Origin of the sequence: Pseudoflavonifractor sp. 524-17 (assembly GCF_009935845.1) — a bacterium.
Lineage (GTDB): Bacteria > Bacillota > Clostridia > Oscillospirales > Oscillospiraceae > Pseudoflavonifractor_A.
The window spans coordinates 47,706-71,183 of record NZ_QWEK01000012.1 but is presented as its reverse complement, the minus strand read 5'-3'; the positions used below and the strand labels follow the sequence as shown (position 1 = coordinate 71,183).

Genomic DNA, 23,478 nt, shown 5'->3' with positions numbered 1-23,478 from the left:
ATGACCGAGATCATCGGCGTCCGCTTTAAAAGCGGCGGAAAACAGTACTATTTTGACCCACAGGGCGTCCAGGTCCAGGCGGGACAGGGGGTTATCATTGATACCTCCCGGGGCGTGGAGTACGGCGAATGCGTCCAGTCCAACACCATGGTAGAGGACGAGGCGGTGGTCCAGCCCCTGCGCCCCCTCATCCGGGTGGCCACGGACAAGGATCTGGAGACCGTCCGCCACAACCGGGAGAAGGAGAAGCGGGCCTTTCAGATCTGCCAGGAGAAGATCCTGGCCCACGGCCTGGACATGAAGCTGGTGGACGTGGAGTACAACTTCGACGGCAATAAAATTCTCTTCTTCTTCACCTCTGAGGGCCGGGTGGACTTCCGCGCCCTGGTGAAGGATCTGGCCAGCGTCTTCCACACCCGGATCGAGCTGCGCCAGATCGGCGTGCGGGACGAAGCGAAAATGCTGGGGGGGGCTGGGCATCTGCGGAAAACCCTTTTGCTGCTCCACCTTTTTGGAGGAATTTCAGCCTGTGTCCATTAAAATGGCCAAGACCCAGAGCCTCTCCCTCAACCCCACCAAGATCTCCGGCACCTGCGGGCGGCTGATGTGCTGCCTGAAATACGAGCAGGACGCCTATGAGGACGCGGTAAAGCGGATGCCCAAGAGCGAATCCTTTGTGGAGACCCCCGACGGCGTGGGCACCATCTCCCAGGTCAACCTCCTGCGTGAGACGGTAAAGGTCCGCCTGGACGACCAGCCCGAGGCGCCCAAGAACTATCACAGCTGCGAGATCTGCGTGGTGCGCAGCGGGAAGGGCAAGCGGCCCGAGGGCTACGTCCCCCCGCCGCCGGAGGAGCTGGAAAAGCTGCGCAAAATCACGCCCCCGGTGGAGACGGAGGAGGACCGCCTCTCCGCCGCCCTGGCCAACCTGTCCCTGTCCGGCCCGCCCCAAACTGTGGAGAGCGACGACCGCAGCCGCCGCAGCCGCCGTCCAAAGGGCAAAAAGCCGGGCCCGGTCCCCGAGGCCAAGCCGGAGCACCCTCCCAAGCCGTTTAAACAGTCCAAGCCCCCCAAACCACCAAAGCCCCCCAAGGATTATGACGACCTGCCGGACACCCGGGAGGACAAAAAGCCCCGCCACCGCTACCGCCGCTACCGGGGCAAGCCCAAGGGAGAGGGGAAGAGCGAATCATAAAAAATTGCCGGATCCCAGGGATCCGGCAATTTTTTATGGTTTCCAGCCAAAGGAGCCCACAACGCTCCCCTGCTGGAGAATGTGTCCCTCCGCCGCCCTGAGAAGGCGGCCCTTGGTCTCCGGCCAGCCCAAAGAGAGGGGGCCGTCCAGGACGTACACAGTAAAGCGGTACTGATGAACGGCCTTTCCCGGGGGCTTGGGCCCCGCGTACCGGTACAGGCCGTAGCCGATTCCCTGCCGGGCGTCCCCCCGGGAGGGCGCCCGCCGGCCCGCCGGAATCCCCTCCGCAATCTCCTCACCCGCCGGCAGATTCCATACCAGCCAATGGGTGAAGTTTTTCACCGGATGGCTGAGATCCTCCAACGTGACCGCCAGGGTTTTCCCCCGGGGGGACAGGTTTTTTAGCCGGAAGCCCGGCGATACATCTTCCCCCCGGCCCGTATGACGGCGGCCAATCATCCCCTTTGCATCTACGCCCAGACAGTCAAGCTCTAACGGCGCAGCCATTTTCTCAGCCCTCCTTTTTCCAATACTCCAGCTCCGCAAAGGGGCCGTATTTTCTCACCGCCTCCAGCGAGAACCGCTTCAAATCCTCCCCCTGGGTAAACAGGGGGATCCCGCGCCCCAACAGCACGGGAGCGATCTGAAGGATCAGGCGGTCCACCCTGTTGACGTCCAGAAGGGGGGCCAAAACCGTATTGCCGCCCACCACCCAGATATTTTTATCCCGGCCGAGCCCCTGCGCAAATTCCACAACGTCCCCGCTGACCGCCTGAAAGCCCGGTCTGGACAGCGCCCTGTGGGTAAAGACATAGTTTTCCGTGGTGGGATAGGGGCACGCCTGCGTCCCCGCCTGCTCCAGCGCGTGAAAGGTCCGCCGCCCCATCAACGTGACGTCCATCTGTTCATAGAACGCGGCGTAGCCGGTCTCCTCCACGCCGCCGGTGTCATAGAGCCAGTCCAGACCGTGATCCGTTCCGGCAAGATAGCCGTCCAGTGTGACGCATCCATAGAACCAGATCGCCATTGCGCCTCATCCTCCTGTCTGAATGTGGAGTTATGATACCATATCCTCTGGCGTTTGAATACCCTCTTTCCTGTTCCAGGCGTATTGACTGCAACCCTCTCTCTGAGATACAATAGCTGGGACAGGATCACCTGTCTGCAAGGAGGAATCACCGTGACAGAGTGGAGTAAAATGATATCCGGCCAGCTCTATAACCCGGAGGACCCGGAGCTAAAAGCCAAGCGGGGCCGCTGCCGGGAGCTGTGCCATCAGGCCAACCAGATCCCGCCCCTTCAGTCCTCCGCCCGGGAGGCGGTTTTGTACAAGATCCTGGGCCGGCCCGGCCGCCATTTCACCATTGAGCCGGATTTCTGGTGCGACTATGGGGAGAACATCACCTTCGGGGACCACTTTTACGCCAACTTCAACTGTGTGATTCTGGACTGCGCCCCCATCTCCTTTGGGGATCACGTCCTCATCGCCCCCAACTGCGGCTTTTACACCGCCACCCACCCCACGGACATGCAAACCCGTCTGTCCGGGCTGGAGTACGCCAAGCCCATTACCGTTGGCAGCCACGTGTGGTTCGGGGGGAATGTCACCGTCCTCCCTGGGGTGACCATCGGCAGCAATGTGGTCATCGGCGCCGGGAGCGTGGTGGTCCGCGACATTCCCGACAACGTGGTGGCGGTGGGCAACCCCTGCCGCCCTGCCAAGGCGTTGGATCCCCCGGATGCAGAATAACGCTGCGCGCCACCGGCTATGAATACAGGTTTTAAAAACCGTCCGCACACTCCTCAGGAGGTGCGGACGGTTTTGTTTTACTTGAATTTCCGGCTCTCTGCCACGGCCAGCTCGTCACAGCGGTTGTTATAGGGGTTGTCCCCGTGGCCCTTCACCCAGTGGAGGTTCACCGTGTGGTACTCGCACAGCTTGAGCAGCTCCTCCCACAGGTCGGGGTTGAGGGCGGGCTTTTTGTCCGATTTGATCCATCCCCGGGCCCGCCATCCCTTGGCCCAGCCTTTCTCCAGGGCGTCAATGACGTATTTGGAGTCGGAGTACAGCTCCACCACACAGGGCTCCTTCAGCGCCTGGAGGGCGGAAATGACGCCCGTGAGCTCCATGCGGTTGTTGGTAGTGTGGCTCTCCCCCCCGCTGAGCTCCCTCTTGTGGGCGCCGTACTGGAGAATAGCCCCCCAGCCGCCGGGGCCGGGATTGCCGGAGCAGGCCCCGTCGGTATAAATTGTGACTTGCTTCCTCACACTCTGCCCTGCCCTCTAGCCGACGAGGTAGTTGTTATAGGAGTCAATCAGCTCGCTGACAGCCTCGTTAAAGTCGTACAGCGGCTCCAGCAGATCCCCCCCGGCGGCGGCCTGCTCCACCAGGGCGTCCAGGGCGGTCTCCAGCCCGTTGAGGTCGTCGGAGTAAATATCTACGTAGTCAAAGGGGGAGTTGGCCTCCTGGCTCTTCCAGAAGAGGTAGATCTTGTCCCGCTCCTCCGGGTCCTCCATGGCGGCCCGCAGGGCGGTGAGGTGGTTTTTAAGCTCCGCCACCAGCTCGTCCAGGCCGGTGGTGTCCAGGCCGGTGGCCGCCCCGTCCTCGCCGATCTGATCCCAGAACAAATCCTCAATGTCCTGGGCGGTGTAGATGATGGAGGCGGAGTGGAACATAATCACCTCGCCGGACTGCTCCAGATTGGCCAGGTCATCCCCCCGGGTGGACTTGTTCAGCTCATCCATTCCATTGGCAAACTGGCCGGCCCACTGGTCGTAGGCGTCCAGCGCGTCCCAAATGGAGGCGTGAAACTCCTTGGCCTTGGCATAACCGTCCTCCTCAAAGCTGTCGAAGGCCAGATAGCTGCTCATGTCCTCCATCACGTCCACCAGGATCTTGATGCTGTCGATCATGCCCACATAGGCCTCGTCTACCCCGGGGTAGCTGGGGGAGAGCTTCTCCACCCCGTCCAGGTTGTTAAAGAGCATAATGTCCTTGGTATACACCAGGCCCAGCTCGTCCCCGATGAGGCTGTAGTCGCCGCCCTCTGTCAGGGCGAACTCCTCCTGCGTCTCTACCTGCTCAAAATAGGCGGTGAGGAAATCGTCCACCTGGTACACGGTATCCAGCAGGTCGATATAGGTGTTGTACTTGGTGTAGTCCGTCGTCTGGGAACCGGTGGGCTCCGGTGTGGCCGTGGGCGCAGGGGTGGGGGTGGCAGCCGGTTCCTTGTCCCCGCCCCCGCAGGCGGACAGCAGCAGACAGAACACCAGGCTGAAAATTGCGGCTTTCTTCTTCATGTTCTCATCCTTCTTTTTCTTTAGTCTCTATTCCTCAACCGGGGCGTCTGTCGCGGTTCCGGCTTTGGCCTCTGGTTCTTCGTCCTCCTCCCGGTCGGTGCGGGCGATGGAGATCACCTTCACCCCGGGGGCCAGGTTCATTACCTTCACGCCCTGGGCGCCCCGGGAGTACACATTGATGCCGGCGGCGTGGATGCGGATGATGGTGCCGTCGTCGGAGATGGCCAGAATGTCGTCGTTCTCCGTAACCACCTTCACCCCGGCGATGGCCCCGGTCTTGTCGGTGACCTGGTAGCCCTTCAGGCCGTAGCCGCCCCGGTTCTGGGGGCCGTCGGCGCGGAAGTACTCATCCATGGCGGTGCGCTTGCCGTAGCCGTTCTCGGTGATCATCAGCACCTGATGGTCGTACTTGGCCCGGGCCGCGCCCACCACAAAGTCGCCGGGGCGCAGCTTGATCCCCCGCACGCCGCAGGCGTCCCGGCCCATGCAGCGGATGTCCGTCTCCAAAAAGGCGATGGACATGCCGTCGTGGGTGACGATGAGGATGGCCTGTTCCCCGTCGGTCTCCCGGACGCAGATCAGGTCGTCTCCCTCCTCCAGCGTGATGCAGCGGATGCCCGCTTTGCGGGCGGTGTTGATGCTGGACAGCCGCAAGCGCTTTACCGTGCCGCTGCGGGTGACCATCACCAGATACCGGTCCTCCGGGAATTCCCGCAGGTGGATCATGGCGGTCACCTTCTCCTCGCTCTCCACGGGGAGGATATTCACAATATTGGTTCCCTTGGCGGTGCGGCCCGCCTCGGGGATCTGATACCCCTTTTTCCGATAGACCCGGCCGCGGTTGGTAAAGAAGAGGATATAGTCGTGGGTAGAGGCGGTGAACACCGTCTCCACATAGTCCTCTTCCTTCAGGCTCTGAGCGGTGATTCCCTTGCCGCCCCGGCGCTGGGCCCGATAGGTGCTGGCCGGCAGGCGCTTGATATACCCCGCAGAGGTGAGGGTGAAGACGCACTCCTCCTCCTCGATCAAATCCTCGATGTCGATGTCGTCCTCCGCAAAGCCGATTTCCGTCTTTCGGCCGTCGCCGTACTTGTCGCGGATCTCCACCAGCTCGTCCTTGAGCACCCCCTTGAGCATCTCCTCGCTGGCCAGAAGGGCGTCGAAATAGGCGATCTTCTTCTCCAGCTCGGCGTACTCCGCCTCCAGCTTCTCCCGGTTCAGGCCCTGGAGGGCGATGAGCCGCATCTCGCAGATGGCCTGGGCCTGGACGTCGTCCAGGCCGAACCGGGTCATCAGCCGCTCCTTGGCGTCGTCGTAGGAAGAGCGGATAATGTGGATAACCTCGTCAATATTATCCTGGGCGATGAGCAGTCCCTCCAGCAGGTGGGCCCGCTCCTGGGCTTTGCGGCGGTCGTGGACCGTGCGGCGGGTGATAACCTCTTTCTGGAAGGAAATATACTCATCCAGCACCTGCCGCAGGGAGAGGATTTTGGGCTGCTTCTGATTGTTCACCAGGGCCAGCATCACCACGGCGAAGGTGGTCTGCATCTGGGTCTGGGCAAAGAGCCGGTTGAGCACTACCTGGGGATTGGCGTCCTTTTTCAGCTCAATGACGATGCGCATTCCCTTTTTGCCGTCGGACTCGTCCCGCAGGCCGGAGATCCCCTCCAGCCGCTTGTCATGGACCTGGTCGGCGATATTCTCAATGAGCCGGGCCTTGTTCACCTGATAGGGCAGCTCCGTGACGATAATCCGGGTGCGGTTATTGCCGAACTCCTCCATTTCCGTCCTGGCCCGCACCCGAATGTGCCCCCGGCCGGTGGCGTAGGCCGCCCGGATGCCGCTGCGGCCCATGATGATTCCACGGGTGGGAAAGTCGGGGCCCTTGATGTGCTCCATCAGGTCCTCCAGCCCGGCCTCCGGATTGTCCAGCACGCACACCGCGGCGTCAATCACCTCCCGCAGGTTGTGGGGAGGGATGTTGGTGGTCATGCCCACGGCAATGCCGCTGGACCCGTTTACCAGCAGATTGGGGAACCGGGAGGGCACCACCCGGGGCTCTTTCAGAGACTCGTCAAAGTTGGGATCCCAGTCCACGGTCTCCTTTTCGATGTCCCGGAGCATTTCGTTTGTAATCTTGGCCATCCGGGCCTCGGTGTACCGGTAGGCCGCCGGGGGGTCCCCGTCCACGGAGCCGAAGTTGCCGTGGCCGTCCACCAGGGGATAGCGCATGGAGAAATCCTGGGCCAGGCGGACCAGGGCGTCGTACACCGACGCGTCCCCGTGGGGGTGGTATTTGCCCAGCACGTCGCCCACGCAGGTGGCCGACTTTTTAAAGGGCTTGTCGCTGCTCAGCCCGCTCTCGTACATGGAGTACAGAATCCGGCGGTGGACCGGCTTCAGCCCGTCCCGCACGTCGGGGAGGGCCCGGCCCACGATCACCGACATGGCGTACTCGATATACGCGTCCTGCATCTCGTGCTCCAGGTTGATTTCTACGATCTTTTGGTTGGGAAAGGTAATATCTTTGGTCTGATAGTCGTTGTTTTTTGCCAAAAAGCTCAACTCCGTTCAAGAGAAGGGGAGAATTTCGCCTTGCGCGCTCTGTCTCCCTTAATAGTCCAGATTCATGGCCCGGCTGGCGTTCTGCTCAATATACTCCCGCCGGGGCTCCACCCGCTCGCCCATGAGCAGCGTGAAGATCTCGTCCGCCCGCACCGCGTCCGCCATGGTAATCCGCTTGAGGGTGCGGGTCTCCGGATTCATGGTGGTCTCCCACAGCTCCTCCGGATTCATCTCGCCCAGGCCCTTGAAGCGGCTGATATCCACCTTGGCGTTGGGGTTGTCCCCCCGCATCTCGGCGGAGATCTGGTCCCGCTCCGGGTCGGAGAAAGCCACCCGGGTTATCTTGCCCCGCACCAGCTTGTACAGCGGGGGCACCGCGGCGTAGACGTACCCCTTGTCAATGAGGGGCCGCATAAACCGGAAAAAGAAGGTGAGCAGCAGGGTACGGATGTGGGCGCCGTCCACGTCGGCGTCGGCCATGATAATCACTTTGTGGTAGCGCAGCTTCTCCGCGTCAAAGTCTTCCCCCAGGCCGGCGCCCAAGGCGGTGATGACGGGGGTGAGCTTGTCGTTGCCGTATACCTTGTCCGCCCGGGCCTTCTCCACGTTGAGCATCTTGCCCCACAGGGGGAGAATGGCCTGGTACCGGGAGTCCCGCCCCTGCTTGGCGGAGCCGCCGGCGGAGTCGCCCTCCACGATGTAAATCTCGGTCAAAGAGGCGTCCCGCTCGTAGCAGTCGGCCAGCTTGCCGGGGAGGGTGGCCCCGTCCAGGGCGTTTTTCCGGCGGATGTTCTCCCTGGCCCGGCGGGCGGCCTCCCTGGCCCGGTTGGCGGTCATTGCCTTCTCCAGAATGGCCTTGCCCACCGCCGGGTTTTCCTCCAGATACTCCGCCAGCTTGTCGGACACAACCGAATCCACCAGGGTGCGTATCTCGCTGTTGCCCAGCTTGGCCTTGGTCTGCCCCTCAAACTGGGCGTTGGTCAGCTTCACCGAGATGACGCAGGCGATCCCCTCCCGGCAGTCCTCGCCGGAGACCTTGTCGTCATTTTTCAGAATGCCCTTTTGTACCCCGTAGTTGTTGAACACACGGGTGAGGGCAGTTTTGAAGCCAGTCTCGTGCATCCCCCCCTCCGGGGTGTGGACGTTGTTGGCAAAGGAGACGATATTCTCGTTGTATCCGTCGTTGAACTGGAAGGCGATCTCCGCCACGGCGTCGTCTTTCTCCCCGGACATGTACACCACGTCCCCGTGGACGGCGGTCTTGTTCCGGTTGAGGTAAGACACAAACTCCCGGATGCCCCCGGCGTAGTGCATCTCGTCCCGCTTCTCCTGTCCCGGGCGCTGGTCCGCGGTGGTGATGCGCACCCCGGCGTTGAGGAAAGCCTCCTCCCGCATCCGGGTGTGAAGAATGTCGTAGTCGTATGACGTGTCCTCAAACATCTCCGGATCGGGCTTAAAGGTAACCGTGGTTCCGGTACAGTCCGTCTCCCCCACTATGGTCATCCCCTGGGTGACATCCCCCCGGGAGAACTTCATCTCATAGATCTTTCCGTTTTTGTGGACCTGTACCTCCAGCCATTCGCTCAGGGCATTGACCACGCTGGCGCCCACGCCGTGGAGTCCGCCGGACACCTTGTATCCGCCGCCGCCGAATTTGCCGCCGGCATGAAGGATGGTATACACCACCTCAAGAGCGGGCTTTCCCGTCTGGGGCTGGATATCCACCGGAATACCCCGCCCGTTGTCGGTAACCCGGATGATGTCCCCTTCTAAAATGGTGACGGTGATCTCATCACAGTATCCCGCCAGCGCCTCGTCAATGGCGTTATCCACGATTTCATACACCAGGTGGTGCAGGCCAGAGGAGGAGGTAGAGCCGATATACATCCCCGGCCGCTTGCGCACGGCCTCCAGCCCCTCTAAAACCTGAATCTCAGAGCCGGTATACGCATGATCCACCAGCACGGGATTCTTCTCCAGTTCTTCAGACATAAACGAAACCTCCAGTGGAATTTCAGCCCCCGCGCGGGGGCTGTGTTGACAGCCTGCATTCATAACCGGGGAACCTTTCGTTCATCGGTTGTGAATACACTCGCCTCTTACTCAAAGCTGTTGCTCTCCGCCCGGCGCACAAGGGTAGCCGGGGCCAGCTGGGAGATGTAGATCCTGGGATCCTCCTCCTGGCAGAGCACAAAGGACTTTGGCAGATCCTCGCACACATTGACCACCCGTCCCTCCTGCTCCCCGCGGGTGAGAAAGGCCCGGGTCAGGTGGGAGGCGGTGGTGTTGTCCAGATCAAAAATCCCGATGATATCCCCAAAGGGGACCACCACGGACTGTCCCAGATGCAGATACATGTTCTCTCCCCCTCCGGCGGGCGGGTCTGAACCCCGCCTGCCCGCAAGCTGTATCCCGTGTGCTACGGCTGGATCACCCGGGGGGACCATTGGCGCTTCCACAGCCGCCAGCCCAGCAGCAGCCCCAGGAGAAAAAAGAAACCCGGCACCCCCGGCACAAAGAGCACCTGGGTCAGGGGAGAGACCTCTGTATTGCGCCAGATCTCCCACCGGCCCGCGGCCACTCCGGCGATGAGCCCCGCCCCGGCCGCCGGCGGCACCAGACGGATCAGCCGCACCAGCCGCCAGTATTTCCCCCGCTCTGACATGGTCAGGCGGCACACGGCGTACTCCAGCGCCAGGCCCAGCAGCAGGGGGATCACAGTGAAGATCACAGCCGCCATGAATACTCTCCTCTTCTCCGGCGCCTCATCCGGCAAAGGCGCCGTTTTTGATGTGAAACGCGGCGCCCTCCACCCCTTCCAGGCCGGAGGCGTCGCAGCAGGTGATAAACACCTGTCCCCCGGTGATCCGGCGCAGCACAAACTCCTGCCGCCGGCGGTCCAGCTCGGACAGCACATCGTCCAGCAGCAGGACCGGCCACTCCCCCAGGTCGTCCCGGTGGAGCTCCCGCTCCGCCAGCTTGAGGGAGAGGGCCGCCGTCCGGGTCTGCCCCTGGGACGCGAACTGCTTTGCCCCGCGGCCGTCGATCTCCACCAGCAGATCGTCCTTGTGGGGGCCGGACAGGCACATCCGGGCCTCCAGCTCCGCCCGGCGGTGGCTTCTCTGGTGCTCCAGCAGCTGGGGATAGATCTCCTTGGCCGGCGCGGCGGGGTCGGACACCGTCTTCACTGTAGCGTAGGAGAGGGCCATCTCCTCCCCCCCGCCGGAGAAATCGGCGTGGATGGCCCCGGCGCACTGGGCCAGCCGGCGCACAAAGCTCCCACGGTAGTGGATCAAAATGGCGCCGCACCGGGCCATGCGGTCGTTAAAATCCTCCAGCAGGTCCAGAAGGGCGGGCTTTTGCTCCCAGTCCCGCAGAATGCGGGTCTTGTGCTCATAGATCCGGTTGTACTCCGCCAGGGCGGCGGCGTACCGGGGGCGCATCTGACACAGGCAGCTGTCCAGAAAGCGGCGGCGCTCCCCGCTGCCTGCCCGGATCAGGGACAAATCCTCCGGACAGAACAGCACCGTACGCAGCAGCTGGGACAGCTCCCCCGCCGTCTTCAGCCGCACCTGATTAGAAAACAGCCGGCGGCGCTTTCCCCGTGACAGATCCGCCTCAATGCGGAACATCCGCCCCCGGCTCTCCACCGCGGCGCGGATCGCCGCCTCCTGCCGCTGAAAGCCGATGAGCTCCCGGTCTCCCCTGGCCCGGTGGGACCGGGCCCCGGAGAGGTAGCCCACCGCCTCCAGCAGATTGGTCTTTCCCTGGGCGTTGTCCCCATAGATCAGGTTGACCCCCGGGGAAAATTCCCCGTAAAAGGACTCATAGTTTCGAAAGCCCTCCAGCTCCAGCTCCGCCACTCTCATTGGATCTGATAACGCCGGCCGGACACCGCTACCCCGTCCCCGGGGCGGAGCTTTTTCCCCCGCATCTGGCAGACAGCGCCGTTTACCTGCACCAGGCCGTCCTGGATGAGGTTTTTTGCCTCTCCTCCGGTACTCACCGCGCCGCAGAACTTTAAAAAGGCGTCCAGCTTGATAAATTCCGTTGTGATTTCAATGGTCTGAGCCTGCATCGTTTGTTCTCCTTATTTCCGGCGCGGCGGTCAAGCTGTTATTCCCCCGCCTTCAGCCGCACCGGCAGTACCATATACAGAAAGTTTTCCTCCCCCTCCGCCGGGAGGATCACGCAGGGGGAGACCCCGGTGGTCAGCTCCAGCCGCACCTGGGCGGCGGGGGCGGCCTTCAGGGCGTCCATGAGGTATTTGTTATTGAAGCCAATCTCCAGTCCGCCCCCGTCTCCCTGAATGGGGCACTGATCCGCCGCGTCTCCGATGGCAGTTTTTGTGCTGATTTTCAGCACATTTTCTTCAAATACACAGCGGATGGGGCTTTTCAGCTTGTCGCTGATGATGAGAGACACCCGGTCAATGGAGGACAGCAGCTGCTTGGTGTCCCCTTGGACGTGGATGGCGTTGTTTCTGGGGATGGCCTGGCGGTAGGCCAGAAATTCTCCCTCCAGCCGGCGGGAGACCAGCATGGTTTGCCCTACCTTGAACATCACATGCCGGGCCCCCTGGGTGACACAGGCGCACTCGTCCACATTGTCGCAGATCTTTTCCACCTCGGACAGGGCGGCGCCGGGGACCACGAAGGAGAATTCCTCCGCCCCCTCCTTGGATTCGATCTCCTCGTGGCGCAGCGCCAGGCGGTAGCCGTCCACCGAGACGATGGTCAGCCCGCCCTTGTCTGCTTCGAAGAGGGATCCGGTGTGGATGGGGCGGCTTTCGTTGTCGCTGACGGCAAAGAGGGTCTGGGCGATCATGGATTTCAGGGTATTTTGGGGAATTTTCAGGGAGTTTTGATATTCCACTGTGGGCAGTTCGGGGAATTCCTCCGGATCGGTGCCCAAGATGTTGAATTCACTCATGCCGCACTTGATGTTGACCATGTACTGATCCGCGGAGAAGTGGATGATATCGTCGGGGAGCTTGCGGATGATCTCGCCAAAAAGCCGGGCGCCCAGCACCAGTGTGCCGGCGGCCTGAATGTCGGCCTGGACTGTGGTTCGGATGCCGGTTTCCAGATTATAGCCGGTGAGACACAGGGCGTCGTTGGCTTCAATTAAGATCCCCTCCAGCGCGGGGATAGAGCTCTTTGGAGACACTGCTCTGGAGGTGGTGGCCACTGCCGATTGAAGAAGGGCTTTTTCGCATGAGAACTTGATCATGATGCTGCCTCCGTTTTGATTTAAGGTGGGGGTATCGGAAAGAGAGGAGAGGATAAAAGATCGTAGTGATAGTAGTAGGGGAAAAAGATGTGCAAAAGTGGATCTTTCCCCTGGGGCTGTAGGGAACGCCCGTCCACAGGGGATGTGGACGATTTTTACGCGTGGCTGCCGGGTGGGGAAAGGGGCGGATTGTTTCCACATTTCTTTTCCACTTGTACACAAAAGGGTGTGCAGATGTGGACGTCAGGTGTCGTATCTGGCGTTGATGTTGGTGTTGAGATCCTTGATGATCTCGGCGATTTCCGGGTTGGACTTCATCAGCTTTTCCACCCGGTCGATGGAGTGCATGACTGTGGTGTGGTCCCGGCCCTCGAATTCCTTGCCGATTTCCTTCAGGGACAGGTTGGTCATGCGGCGGATCTGATACATGGCGATCTGCCGGGCCAGGGCGGTGTCCTTGGTGCGCCCCTGTCCCCGGAGGGCGGAGTCTTCGATGTTATAGAACTTGCAGACCTCTTCAATGATGACGTCGGGAGAGGGGAGGAAATCGGTCTTGTCCTTGTACATGTCCTGGACGGCGCGGATGACGGTATTGACGTCTACGCTCTCCCCCATCAGCTCCTGAAAAGCCAGGATTTTGTTGACGGTGCCCTCGATCTGGCGTACATTGGAGGTGATGTTTTCGGCGATATACTGCAAGACAGGCTCGGGGAGGTTCATGCCCCGGCGGATGGCCTTGTTTTTGATGATGGCCACCCGGGTCTCATAGTCGGGTGGCTGGATGTCCACGGGGAGGCCCCATTCAAACCGGGTGCGCAGCCGGTCATCCAGCCGGAGCATCTCCTTGGGGGAGCGGTCGGCGGTGAAGACAATCTGCTTGCCGTCCTCGTACAGGGTGTTGAAGGTGTGGAACATCTCCTCCTGAGAGGACTCCCGTCCGGCGATGAACTGTACGTCGTCCACCAGCAGCACGTCGGTGGAGCGGTATTTTTCCCGGAACTCCTGGTTGCGCCCCTCCCGGATGCCCTGGATGAGCTCGTTGGTGAAGGCGTCGCCTTTGCTGTAGGTAATGCGCAGGTTGGGGTGGTTCTGGTGGATTTTGTGGGCGATGGCGTAGATCAGGTGGGTCTTGCCCAGGCCGGATTCCCCGTAGATGAACAGTGGGTTGTAGTTCTTCCCCGGCTTTTCCGCCACGGCCAGGGCGGCGGCGTGGGCGAATTTGTTGGAGGAGCCCACCACGAACCGCTCAAAGGTGTACTCCTCGGTGCCGGGGAGGAAGGAGGGCTCCTCCGGGGCGGGCTGGGCGGCGGAGAACTCCTCCAGCTCCCCCTCACCCAGGACGGTGACGTCGAAGTCGGCGGAGAACAGCTCGTGGAGGGCCTTTTGAATGGTGGGGACGTAGCGGGAGAGAATGATGTCCCGCTTGAAGTTGGAGGGGGTGTAGAGCACAAAGCGGCTGGCATCCAGAGAGATGGCTTTGGCGTCGTCAAACCAGGTATTGATGGTGGTGGCGGTCATATCCGCCTCCATGAGGGAGAGTATCATCGTCCAGACGTCGGCTGGAGAATTCATTGCAGGACCACCCCTTTACACTCAGTGGAAAAATACAGGAGGCGGTAAGCCTCCGTATGATCGTTCAGACAGTATATTATACCAAAAAAATCTCCTCAAGGCAACGGAAAACCTTTGAATACCTTAATTAAAAATAGACTGGGCGGGTTCTTGGACGGGTTTTTGCGGCCGGTGGGGAAGGAATGGGGCGAAAGAGGGGAAAAGACGGGAGAAAAAGAACAAAAAATAAGGTTGACAGGGCTTTTCCGTATGGTCTATAATACACATTACATCATGGCTGTCTGCCGGATGCAGCGCAGCGTTTTTTCAATGTGACGACCGCGGCCCTCCGGGCCGTTGTGGCGGGCAGGTGAAAAACCTGCCAGAATGAGTGTACAGGAGGTGTACCGGAAATGGTTCGTACCTATCAGCCCAAGAAGCGTCAGCGCTCCAAAGTGCATGGATTCCGTAAGCGCATGGCCACTGCCAACGGCAGGAAAGTGCTGGCGCGGCGCCGCGCCAAGGGCCGCGCCCGTCTGTCCCACTGATTGAGGATAGACCGGCGGCGTTCCCGGGAGAAAACTGCACAGCGTCTGGATAGGGGCGGGGGAGTTCATCCCACCGCCCCTGCATAGCATAATGGACAGGAAGAGAGGGGCCTTCGTTGACGTCTGCTGTCTCACTGAAATTAAACCACGAGTTTCGCCGGCTTTACAGCAAGGGAAAGTCGGCGGTTTCGCCCTGTGTGGCGGTGTACTGCCGGCGCAACAGGCTGGGGTATAACCGTCTGGGCCTGACCGTGGGTACCAAGGTGGGCAAGGCGGTGGTGCGCAACCGGACCCGCCGCCGCATTCGGGAGGCCTACCGCCTGCACGAGGGGGAGATCCGCCGGGGGTATGACATTGTGGTGGTGGCGCGGGTGCGCTGCGCCTTTTCCCGGTACGGGGAGATCGAGCGGGCCCTGCTCAAAACCCTGGACAAGCTGGGACTGCTGGTGAAAGAGGGATGACGGGTTTTCTGCTGCGGCTCATCGGCCTGTATCAGAGGTATATCTCCCCCGCCCGGCCCCCCTGCTGCCGGTTTATCCCCACCTGCTCGGCCTACGCCAGGGAGGCGGTGGAGAAATACGGCGCGTGGAAGGGGGGCTGGCTGGCCCTGCGCCGGCTGTCCAAATGCCACCCCTTCCACCGGCAGAAGTCCATCCAGTACGACCCTGTGCCATGAGGGCCTCGGCCCCTGATCTCCCCCGGCGGCCCGGAAGCGGATTCCAAGTTTCCTATTTCACTTTGGAGGCAATCAAATGAAACTACTCCTGACCCCCTTTGTATGGGTGCTGAACACGTTTTACAGCATGACCAACAGCTATGGCCTGGCCCTGATCCTGTTTGCCATTGTGGTAAAGCTGATTCTCTTCCCCTTCCAGCTCAAGGGCAAGAAGGGGATGATTCAGATGAATCTGCTGTCCACCAAGATGCAGCGGTTGCAAAAGCAGTACGGCAAGGACAAAGAGCGGTATAATGAAGAGGTGCAGAAGCTCTACGAGCGGGAGCAGGTCAACCCTATGTCCGGCTGTTTGTGGACCATGCTCCCCCTGTTCATCCTGCTCCCCCTTTACGCTATCATCCGCGAGCCGCTGATCTATCTGATGAACGTCAGCGCCGGCAATCTGGACGCCGTTGCCCAGGCCCTGGGCTGGGGCAGTACCTTTACCAACCAGGGCTATGACCAGCTGCTGCTGGCCGCCCGGATCACCGCGGAAAATGTGGGGGCCGCCCAGGCCGCGGCCGGAGCGGGCGCCCATATCTTCCCCATCAACTTTGATTTTCTGGGGATTTTTGATCTGTCCCGCATCCCTGATCTGAAGTTCTGGACCATTGACGGGGGGTTTGCCCTGTTCCTGCTGCCCATTGTCTCCGCGGCCAGCAGTGTGCTGTTCTCCATGGTCTCCCAGAAGACCAACGCCGTCAACAAGCAGGCGGCGGAGACCGCCAACAGCTCCAGCATGAAGACCATGCTTATCATCTCCCCCCTGATCTCCCTGTGGATCGGATTTACCATGCCGGCCGCCCTGTGTCTGTACTGGATTGTGCAGAACCTGTTCTCCATTGTGCAGGAGCTCATCAGCGGCAAAATGCTGAAGAAGGACTATGAGGAGGCCGCCGCCCGCCAGGCGGAGCAGGAGCGCCTGGAGAAGGAAGAGGAGAAGGAGCGCCGCCGGCAGGCCGCCGAGGAGCGCGCCCGCCGGATCGAGGAGGCCAAGAGCGCCAAGGGCAAGAAGAAAAAGGAGCTGCTCAGCGCCCTGGAGAAGGACAGCAAGGGGGACAGCGCCGTCATCGCGGTGAGCGGAATCGGAATGCGGTCCTATGCCCGGGGCCGGGCTTACGACCCCAACCGCTTCAGCCCGGACGGCCCCACCCCCTACACCGACCCGGACACCCTGCCCAAGCCGGAGCCGGAGAAGGGCCGGAAGAAAAAGGAGTCCGGCGAGGGAGAGGTTCAGGAGAAGAAAGAGACCGTGATCATCCCCACCCCGGGCGGAGACGCCGCCCCCGCCCCGGCCGCCGAGGTGGAGCGGGAGGAAGCCCAGGCGCCGGCCCCGGAGGCGGAGCCGGTCCAAGAAGAAGACCGCAAGGAGTGATGACCGATGCTGAAGTGGATTGAAAGCACCGGCAAGACGGAAGAGGCCGCCATTGAGGCGGCGCTGGCCCAGCTGGGTCTTGACCGGGACGATGTATCTGTAGAGCTGCTGGAGCGGGCCAAATCCGGCTTTCTGGGCATTGGCAGCTGTCCGGCAAAGGTAAAAGTGACCTACGAGGCCCCTGACGAGCCGGCCCCCGCTCCCCCTGCGCCCCAGGCCAGGCCCGCCGCCCCCAGGCAGGAGCCCGTCCAGACCCCGGCGGAAAAGCCCGCCCCCAAGGCCGCGCCCCCGGCGGAAAAAAGGGAGGAACCCCCTGTCTCCCCGCCGGAGCTCAGCGGGGATCCCGTGGCCGCCCGGATTGAGGAGTTTCTCACCGGACTGCTGGCCCATATGGGGGCGGACGCTTCCCCGGTGATCCGCCTGGACGAGAAGGGCAACTATCAGGCAGAGCTGGTGGGAGAGCACCTGGGCGCGCTCATCGGCCGCCGGGGAGAGACATTGGACGCCATTCAGCAGCTGTGCGTCTACACGGTGAACCGGGGTCTGAGCAAGCGGGTGCGGATCCATGTGGACGCGGAGCACTACCGGGCCAAGCGGGAGGAATCGCTGGAGCGGCTGGCCCGCAAGGTGGCGGGAAAGGTGGTCAAGTACCGCCGCAACGTGACGTTGGAGCCCATGAACGCCTATGAGCGCCACGTGATCCATACCGCTCTCCAGGAGTATCCCGACGTAAGTACCTACTCCGTGGGCACCGAGCCCAACCGCCGTACCGTGGTGGCCTACAGCCGGGGAGAGCACCGGTAGCTTCAAACAGAAGACCCCCCGCGTCTGCGCGCCGGAATGGCAGGCAGACGTGGGGGGTTTTTGTGATCAGCTCCGATAGCTCAGCTCGGAGAACTCATAGGAGGCGAAGGTGCCGGCGTAGGAGGTGGCGGAGAATTTCCACTTTTCCCCGCTGCCCAGGCCGTCCAGATAGTCGTTGACATCGTCCATCCGGTAGCCCTCGCTGTCATACAGGCTGAAGGTAACGCGCAGGTTCTCATGGTCAGCGGCGGAGATATTCTGCACCGCCCCGTGGATAGTCTGGAAGCCGAAATCGTCCGTGGTGACATAGGGCTCCTCCACCCAGACGAAGCCGTCAGGCAGGTCAGGCAGAAAATCACCCACGCCGCCCTCTTCCTCGTAATCCTCATAATCATCCTCATACCCCATAGGTTCCCCTGTGGAGATAAAGACGGTCTGGGTGGTCCAGATGTCGGTCTCCCCGGCCAGCTGAAGGGTGATGAGATTTCCGCCGTAATACCAGATCATCTCCACACCGTCCCCCGCAAGATAGGAGGAGTCCGGGTCCGCCCCAAAGAGGGCGGACACATCCTCGTAGGCCTGATAGAAGGAATTGCCGTTGAGGGTGAAATCCTCCGGCTTGGCGCTGGAGAAATAGGAGACGTCTCCCTCCACGTCCAAAGAGAAGATGAGCTGGTATCCGTCATAGATCAGGGTCCACTCGTCCCGCTCCTCCGGCTCGCCCCAGGCGGCGACGATGTCCTCCGCCGGGGCCCCCAGAATATCGTCGATGGGGACGCCCCGGAAGAGCACGGTGTCGGTGACATCGGCGGATTCTCCCCCGCCGGACGCCCCCGCCCCGCCGGATGGCACGTCAGTGCCCACGCCGGGGCCGTCCGGGCCGTCGATGAATTCCGCAAATTTGGACAGATCCCCGGCCCCGGTGTCATAATAGGCGAAGAGGGCCAGCAGAAACTCCACTGCGTCGTTTTCCGTGGGGGCCTTCTCCCCGTCCACAACGGCGGTTTTGGGCACGATGGAGGCCCGGTCTGGGTCGTCCTTATCCGCCGTTACCGCCACGGTGAAGGAAAGCTCCAGGCCGACCCCCTTCCCCGTGCCGGAGATGTCCACATAGCGGGTGTCCCCGGCCTCCCGGACCTCCCACTTGGCGCCGGGAAGGTATTGGTCAAACACCTCCCCGTAGGTATAGGGCAGGTCCTGGCTGACGGCAAAGGGCTTGTGGGCCTTGACAGTGGCGATGCAGTCAATGTCCCCTCCGCCGGAGGAGAAGAGGATCACCGCGGCTACCACAACAAGCAGGACAATCCCCAGCACAAGAAACAGGGGCGCTTTGGATTTTTTCTTGGGCTGGTCCGCCGGCGGATCGCCGGGCTGGCGCCTTCTGACGGTGGGGACCGGTGCGGATTCTGGCTGCGGGGGGCCGCCGGACTGGAGCTTGGCGCCGCACTTCTGGCAGAAGGCCGCGTCCTCCGGGGCCTGCGCGCCGCATTTGGGACAGAACATAGTGTGTCCTCCTTCTCTCTTCTCATATTTGATCCAGTATAGCACAGTTTTTCCACCGAAACAATACTGGGAGACTGTATCAGAACCCGCCGCCGGCCGGGTCAGAAAATCCAGGATTCCCGCGGTTTTCTGCCTTGCGGAAATCGAACATCTGTTGTATAATTGAGATCAAACAAAAGTTCTATAAAGGTTTGGGGAACAAAAGGGATCTCCCAGGAGTCTAATAGATAGAGAAAACAGAGAAGCAGTCCTATTTATCGGACAGAAGACAGATTAAAATAGAGGCAGAATCCAAGGGAAATCCGAATCAGGGAGGATGTTGGTCTATGGAGACAATGTATCTCAGCCTGGACGCCAGCTATGTGACGGTTATGGCCGGAGAGGAGGAGCAGCAGGCCAGCGGCGGCGCGGTGTGCTACACCCGGGTCTCCCGGCGGGAGCCGTCCCCCTGTCGGGGAGGCAGGATTGTGGATCTGGCGGACTATCGCCCGGCAGAGTTTTCCTCACAGGAGCTGGAAGCTGTGGAAAACCAGCCGGAGGAGGTGCCCATGGCCCGCCGGCAGCGGTGGGCCATGGCGGCGGACCTGTGCGCGGCGCTGGCGGTGATTGCCGGCATGGCGGGGATTGTTCTGGCCTTTTTTGGGGTGCTGTAGCGGTCCCGGGAGGCAGACAAACGGGGCGATCCGCTTTGGATCGCCCCGTTTATTATCATTCTAATGTCGAAATCAGTCGGCCAGGGCCGCGGTGATGATGGCCATGGAGTAGACCTCCTGGGCGTTGCAGCCCCGGGACAGGTCGTTGATGGGGGCGTTCAGGCCCAGGAGAATGGGGCCGTAGGCGTCGAAATTGCCCAGGCGCTGGGCGATCTTGTAGCCGATGTTGCCGGCGTTGATGTCGGGGAAGATAAAGGTATTGGCGTGGCCGGCCACGGCGGAGTTTTTGCACTTGGTGCGGGCCACGTTGGGGGAGACGGCGGCGTCGAACTGGATCTCGCCCTCCACCGGGAGGCTGGGCGCGGCGGCGCGGAGCTTCTCCGTAGCTTCCCGCATCTTGTCCACATCCTCGCCGGCGCCGGAGCCCAGCGTGGAGTAGGACAGCATGGCGATCTGGGGGTCCACGCCGAAGATACGGCCGCACTCCGCGGATTCCTTGGCGATCTCCACCAGGTCGTCCGCGCTGGGCTTGATGTTGATGGCACAGTCGGCCATGACCAGCACCTCGTTGCCGCCGGTGGCGTAGGGGCGGACCATGATAAAGCAGGAGGAGACAATCTTGTTCCCCGGCTTTGTCTTGATGAGCTGGAGGGCGGGGCGCACCGTGTCCGCCGTGGAGTAGGTGGCGCCGCCCAGCAGGGCGTCCGCCTCCCCCAGCTTCACCAGCATGGTGCCGAAATAATTGCCCTGCTTCAGGGCGGCGCGGACCTGCTCCTCAGACATTTTGCCCTTGCGCAGCTCCACCATCCTGGCCACCATCTCCTCCATCCGGGGATAGGTTTCGGGATCCACAATGGTGGCCCCCCGGATGTTGAAGCCGGCCTCCTCCGCGGCGGCCCAGATCTCCGCATCCTTGCCTACCAGCACCGGGGTCAGCCAGGTACCGGCCAGCAGACGGGCGCTGGCCTCCAGAATACGGGGGTCCGTGCCCTCAGTGAAGACAATCTTTTTGGGATCTGCCTTCAGCTTTGCGATGAGTTTACCAAACATATCTATCTGCCTCCAAAAATAAAAAAATATTATGGATAAGAATCTGTATTGATATCCTGGAAATGCTGGATTTTGCCGCCGCGGGGCGGAAAAAGACCCGGCCGGACAGTGTGCGGCCCTTGTGAATACAGATTCTGAATATCAAGTACTATTATACACCAGCCGGGACAGATTTCACAATGGTCAATGGGAAAATTTATCCGGATTTTGTACTTTACTTTTTGTATTCACTAAGTTATACTAATACACGCTGTTTTTTGGATGAGAAAAGACAGGATTCTATGGAAAATTTCGTTTTAGAACTGTTTGTGAGGTGGTTTTTGTGATGCATTCCGACTTTTCCCGCTGCCTGTCCCTGCTGCGCCAGGAGAAGGGAATCTCCCAGCGGGCGGCGGCCAAGGAGCTGGGCATCAGTCAGGCGCTGCTCTCCCATTATGAAAACGGCGCCCGGGAGCCGGGACTGGCCTTTGTCACCAGGGCCTGTGATTTCTACAATGTGTCTGCCGACTTCCTTTTGGGACGCACCCTGACCAAGGACGGGTCCACCATTGTCTCGCCGGAGGAGCTGTACGACTACTCCACGGAAAAGGACAATGTGCTCCATGGGAGTATTGTGGCCACGCTGAATAAAAAATTGCTGGTAAATTCGGTAAGCGTGCTTTTCGACCTTCTGGGAAAGACGGGGTGCAAGGGGGCGATCAAGGGGGCGGCGGATGTGCTGTCCACGGCGGTGTACACCCTTTTCCGACAGCTCTACCGGGCGGACGGCAGCCAGAACGAGGATTTTTTCGCTGCCTCCGCCGTGTCCTTCTCCTCCGGCGTGGCCCAGTCCGAGCTGATCTGCGCCCAGTCCGCCTACGCGGAATCCCTGGAGGAGCACCGGAAGAAAAAGGGATCCTTCCCCCTGATGAATCACGACGCTTTAATGGAAAATTACCCCGGAACCTATCAGTCCCTGCTCCAAATCATCCATAATACCGGCAGCCGCATCGCGGCCTATACAGAATTTCGGAAGAATCAAAAGTAAGCGCCTTATTCAGCGCGGGAAAATGCTGGACAGCCGCCGGCGGCTGTGAATACAGATTCTGAGACAGATAGAGTTTATTTGCGGAGGTTGCAGCCATGTTTGATCCATCTAAAATCCGTAATTTTTCGATTATCGCCCACATTGACCACGGGAAATCCACCCTGTCCGACCGGCTGATTGAGAAGTGCAACGCGGTGGCCGCCCGGGAGATGTCCAGCCAGCTGCTGGACAACATGGACCTGGAGCGGGAGCGGGGCATCACCATCAAGGCCCGGGCGGTCAAGCTGAACTACCGGGCCCAGGACGGGTCGGAGTATGTCCTGAATCTCATCGACACCCCGGGCCATGTGGATTTCAACTATGAAGTCTCCCGCAGCCTGGCCGCCTGCGAGGGGGCGGTGCTGGTGGTGGACGCCGCCCAGGGCATTGAGGCCCAGACCCTGGCCAACACCTACCTGGCCCTGGAGCACGATCTGGAGATCCGGCCGGTGGTGAACAAAATCGACCTGCCAGCCGCCGACCCGGCGCGGGTGAAGCAGGAGATTGAGGACGTCATCGGCCTGCCCGCCATGGACGCGCCGGAGATCTCCGCCAAGGCGGGGCAGAACATCGACGCGGTGCTGGAGGACATTGTGCAGAACATCCCCGCCCCCAGCGGCGACCCGGAGGCCCCCCTGAAGGCCCTGGTATTCGACAGCCAGTATGATGCCTACCGGGGGGTAATCGTCTACTTCCGGGTAATGGAGGGCACTTTGAAGACGGGCATGGAGGTAAAGCTGATGGCCTCCGGCGCCGCCTATCAGGTGCTGGAGTGCGGCTATCTGCGCCCCCTGGGGCTGGAGCCCTGCGAGTGTCTCTCCGCCGGGGAGGTGGGCTACTTCACCGCTTCCATCAAGAACGTGAAGGACACCCGGGTGGGAGACACCATCACCGGCACGCAGCGCCCCGCCGCAGCGCCCCTCCCCGGCTACCGCCCCGCCCAGGCCATGGTGTACTGCGGCGTGTACACCGAGGACGGCTCCAAGTACCCCGACCTGCGGGACGCCCTGGAAAAGCTCCAGCTCAACGACGCTTCCCTGTCCTTTGAGCCCGAGTCCTCCGTGGCCCTGGGCTTCGGCTTCCGCTGCGGCTTCCTGGGGATGCTCCACATGGAGATCATCCAGGAGCGGCTGGAGCGGGAGTTTGACCTGGATTTGGTCACCACCCTCCCCTCCGTCATCTATGAGATCACCAAGACCGACGGGACCATGGTACAGGTGGACAACCCCCACAACTACCCCGACCCCGCCGTCATCGAGGAGGCCAGGGAGCCCTTCGCCAAGGTGTCCATTATCGCCCCCCCGGACTACGTGGGCAATATCATGCCCATGTGCCAGGACCGCCGGGGGGAGTTCAAGGATATGCAGTACCTGGACACCAATCTGGTGGAGCTGCACTACTCCATGCCCCTGAATGAAATTATCTACGACTTTTTTGACGCCCTCAAGGCCAATACCAAGGGGTACGCCTCTCTGGACTACGAGGTGGAGGGCTACCGCCCCAGCGAGCTGGTGAAGGTGGATATGCTCCTCAATGGGGACCAGGTGGACGCCCTGAGCTTTATCGCCCACAAGGAGAAGGCCTATAAGCGGGCGCGGCGGATCTGCGAAAAGCTGAAGGACAACATTCCCCGCCAGCTCTTCGAGGTGCCGGTCCAGGCCGCCATCGGCGGGAAGGTCATCGCCCGGGAGACGGTCCGGGCCATGCGCAAGGACGTGCTGGCCAAGTGCTACGGCGGCGACATCACCCGGAAGAAAAAGCTGCTGGAGAAGCAGAAGGAGGGCAAAAAGAAAATGCGCTCCCTGGGTACGGTCCAGCTCCCCACCGAGGCGTTTATGGCCGTGCTCAAGCTGGACGAAGAATAAGAGAAATAGAAGGACGCGGCCCGGAAACGGGCCGCGTCTTAACGCTGTGTCTGCCG

At 61.2% G+C, this 23,478-nt stretch carries 23 protein-coding genes and 1 pseudogene; 10 read left to right on the top strand and 14 right to left on the bottom strand.

What is annotated here, in order from left to right; translation table 11 throughout:
* Positions 1–751, top strand: a pseudogene (locus tag D1159_RS19495) (stage 0 sporulation family protein); the annotation flags it as partial.
* Between the two features lie 477 nt (positions 752–1,228).
* Here D1159_RS19495 and D1159_RS04345 read toward each other — a convergent pair.
* Positions 1,229–1,702, bottom strand: a complete 474-nt coding sequence (locus tag D1159_RS04345) for a YbhB/YbcL family Raf kinase inhibitor-like protein (RefSeq protein ID WP_161844473.1) — start codon at positions 1,700–1,702, stop codon at positions 1,229–1,231.
* Positions 1,703–1,706: 4 nt separating this feature from the next.
* Positions 1,707–2,222, bottom strand: a complete 516-nt coding sequence (locus D1159_RS04340; RefSeq protein WP_161844472.1) for a dihydrofolate reductase family protein — start codon at positions 2,220–2,222, stop codon at positions 1,707–1,709.
* 153 nt (positions 2,223–2,375) lie between these two features.
* On the opposite strand from D1159_RS04340, the gene D1159_RS04335 reads away from it, so the two are divergent.
* The gene (locus D1159_RS04335) at positions 2,376–2,945 is read left to right on the top strand and encodes a sugar O-acetyltransferase (protein WP_347563629.1); all 570 of its coding nucleotides are present in this window, start codon (positions 2,376–2,378) and stop codon (positions 2,943–2,945) included.
* Positions 2,946–3,022: 77 nt separating this feature from the next.
* On the opposite strand, the gene rnhA is transcribed toward D1159_RS04335, so the two are convergent.
* The 10 genes from rnhA to dnaA all read right to left on the bottom strand — a co-directional run bounded on the left by rnhA (position 3,023) and on the right by dnaA (position 13,864).
* A complete protein-coding gene (rnhA, locus tag D1159_RS04330; protein WP_161844471.1) occupies positions 3,023–3,463 on the bottom strand; it encodes a ribonuclease HI in 441 nt (146 codons plus the stop codon).
* A gap of 15 nt (positions 3,464–3,478) precedes the next feature.
* On the bottom strand, positions 3,479–4,495 hold the full coding sequence (locus tag D1159_RS04325) for a DUF3829 domain-containing protein (protein ID WP_161844470.1): 1,017 nt from the start codon (positions 4,493–4,495) through the stop codon (positions 3,479–3,481).
* A 27-nt stretch (positions 4,496–4,522) separates the two neighbouring features.
* Positions 4,523–7,051: a DNA gyrase subunit A gene (gene gyrA / locus D1159_RS04320; RefSeq protein ID WP_279279998.1), complete on the bottom strand. Its 2,529-nt coding sequence runs from the start codon at positions 7,049–7,051 to the stop codon at positions 4,523–4,525.
* A gap of 57 nt (positions 7,052–7,108) precedes the next feature.
* Complete coding sequence (gyrB, locus tag D1159_RS04315) at positions 7,109–9,052, bottom strand: DNA topoisomerase (ATP-hydrolyzing) subunit B (RefSeq protein WP_161844469.1); 1,944 nt, start codon at positions 9,050–9,052, stop codon at positions 7,109–7,111.
* A 107-nt stretch (positions 9,053–9,159) separates the two neighbouring features.
* Positions 9,160–9,417: an extracellular matrix/biofilm biosynthesis regulator RemA family protein gene (locus D1159_RS04310; RefSeq protein WP_161844468.1), complete on the bottom strand. Its 258-nt coding sequence runs from the start codon at positions 9,415–9,417 to the stop codon at positions 9,160–9,162.
* A 62-nt stretch (positions 9,418–9,479) separates the two neighbouring features.
* Entirely contained in the window at positions 9,480–9,800 is a 321-nt protein-coding gene (locus D1159_RS04305) for a Tat pathway signal protein (protein ID WP_161844467.1), read from the bottom strand.
* 25 nt (positions 9,801–9,825) lie between these two features.
* Positions 9,826–10,929 carry a DNA replication/repair protein RecF gene (recF, locus tag D1159_RS04300; RefSeq protein ID WP_161844466.1) on the bottom strand — a complete coding sequence of 368 codons (1,104 nt, stop codon included), beginning with the start codon at positions 10,927–10,929 and terminating at the stop codon, positions 9,826–9,828.
* Positions 10,926–11,138: an RNA-binding S4 domain-containing protein gene (locus D1159_RS04295; protein ID WP_161844465.1), complete on the bottom strand. Its 213-nt coding sequence runs from the start codon at positions 11,136–11,138 to the stop codon at positions 10,926–10,928. Before D1159_RS04295 ends, recF begins: the two co-directional genes overlap by 4 nt.
* A gap of 38 nt (positions 11,139–11,176) precedes the next feature.
* Positions 11,177–12,289, bottom strand: coding sequence for a DNA polymerase III subunit beta (gene dnaN, locus D1159_RS04290; RefSeq protein ID WP_161844576.1), 1,113 nt, complete (start codon positions 12,287–12,289; stop codon positions 11,177–11,179).
* 246 nt (positions 12,290–12,535) lie between these two features.
* Positions 12,536–13,864, bottom strand: a complete 1,329-nt coding sequence (gene dnaA / locus D1159_RS04285; RefSeq protein ID WP_161844464.1) for a chromosomal replication initiator protein DnaA — start codon at positions 13,862–13,864, stop codon at positions 12,536–12,538.
* 392 nt (positions 13,865–14,256) lie between these two features.
* Between dnaA and rpmH the strand changes: the two genes are divergently transcribed.
* The 5 genes from rpmH (at position 14,257) to jag (ending at position 17,285) form a co-directional block, all read left to right on the top strand.
* Positions 14,257–14,391, top strand: a complete 135-nt coding sequence (gene rpmH / locus D1159_RS04280) for a 50S ribosomal protein L34 (RefSeq protein ID WP_087261554.1) — start codon at positions 14,257–14,259, stop codon at positions 14,389–14,391.
* A gap of 116 nt (positions 14,392–14,507) precedes the next feature.
* A complete protein-coding gene (rnpA, locus tag D1159_RS04275) occupies positions 14,508–14,852 on the top strand; it encodes a ribonuclease P protein component (protein ID WP_161844463.1) in 345 nt (114 codons plus the stop codon).
* Positions 14,849–15,067 carry a membrane protein insertion efficiency factor YidD gene (gene yidD, locus D1159_RS04270; protein WP_161844462.1) on the top strand — a complete coding sequence of 73 codons (219 nt, stop codon included), beginning with the start codon at positions 14,849–14,851 and terminating at the stop codon, positions 15,065–15,067. Before rnpA ends, yidD begins: the two co-directional genes overlap by 4 nt.
* A 76-nt stretch (positions 15,068–15,143) precedes the next feature.
* Positions 15,144–16,481 (top strand): YidC/Oxa1 family membrane protein insertase, encoded by a 1,338-nt coding sequence (locus D1159_RS04265; protein ID WP_161844461.1) that lies wholly within the window; start codon positions 15,144–15,146, stop codon positions 16,479–16,481.
* 6 nt (positions 16,482–16,487) lie between these two features.
* A complete protein-coding gene (gene jag, locus D1159_RS04260; RefSeq protein WP_161844460.1) occupies positions 16,488–17,285 on the top strand; it encodes an RNA-binding cell elongation regulator Jag/EloR in 798 nt (265 codons plus the stop codon).
* Positions 17,286–17,351: 66 nt separating this feature from the next.
* Here jag and D1159_RS04255 read toward each other — a convergent pair whose 3' ends face one another.
* On the bottom strand, positions 17,352–18,788 hold the full coding sequence (locus D1159_RS04255; protein ID WP_161844459.1) for an FxLYD domain-containing protein: 1,437 nt from the start codon (positions 18,786–18,788) through the stop codon (positions 17,352–17,354).
* 326 nt (positions 18,789–19,114) lie between these two features.
* Here D1159_RS04255 and D1159_RS04250 point away from each other — a divergent pair, with 326 nt between their 5' ends.
* On the top strand, positions 19,115–19,441 hold the full coding sequence (locus D1159_RS04250; protein ID WP_161844458.1) for a hypothetical protein: 327 nt from the start codon (positions 19,115–19,117) through the stop codon (positions 19,439–19,441).
* Positions 19,442–19,513: 72 nt separating this feature from the next.
* Here D1159_RS04250 and pta read toward each other — a convergent pair whose 3' ends face one another.
* Positions 19,514–20,491 carry a phosphate acetyltransferase gene (gene pta, locus D1159_RS04245; RefSeq protein WP_202620922.1) on the bottom strand — a complete coding sequence of 326 codons (978 nt, stop codon included), beginning with the start codon at positions 20,489–20,491 and terminating at the stop codon, positions 19,514–19,516.
* A gap of 325 nt (positions 20,492–20,816) precedes the next feature.
* Here pta and D1159_RS04240 point away from each other — a divergent pair, with 325 nt between their 5' ends.
* The gene (locus D1159_RS04240) at positions 20,817–21,518 is read left to right on the top strand and encodes a helix-turn-helix transcriptional regulator (RefSeq protein ID WP_161844457.1); all 702 of its coding nucleotides are present in this window, start codon (positions 20,817–20,819) and stop codon (positions 21,516–21,518) included.
* Between the two features lie 95 nt (positions 21,519–21,613).
* Positions 21,614–23,422 (top strand): translation elongation factor 4, encoded by a 1,809-nt coding sequence (gene lepA / locus D1159_RS04235; RefSeq protein ID WP_161844456.1) that lies wholly within the window; start codon positions 21,614–21,616, stop codon positions 23,420–23,422.
* Positions 23,423–23,478: the final 56 nt, after the last annotated feature.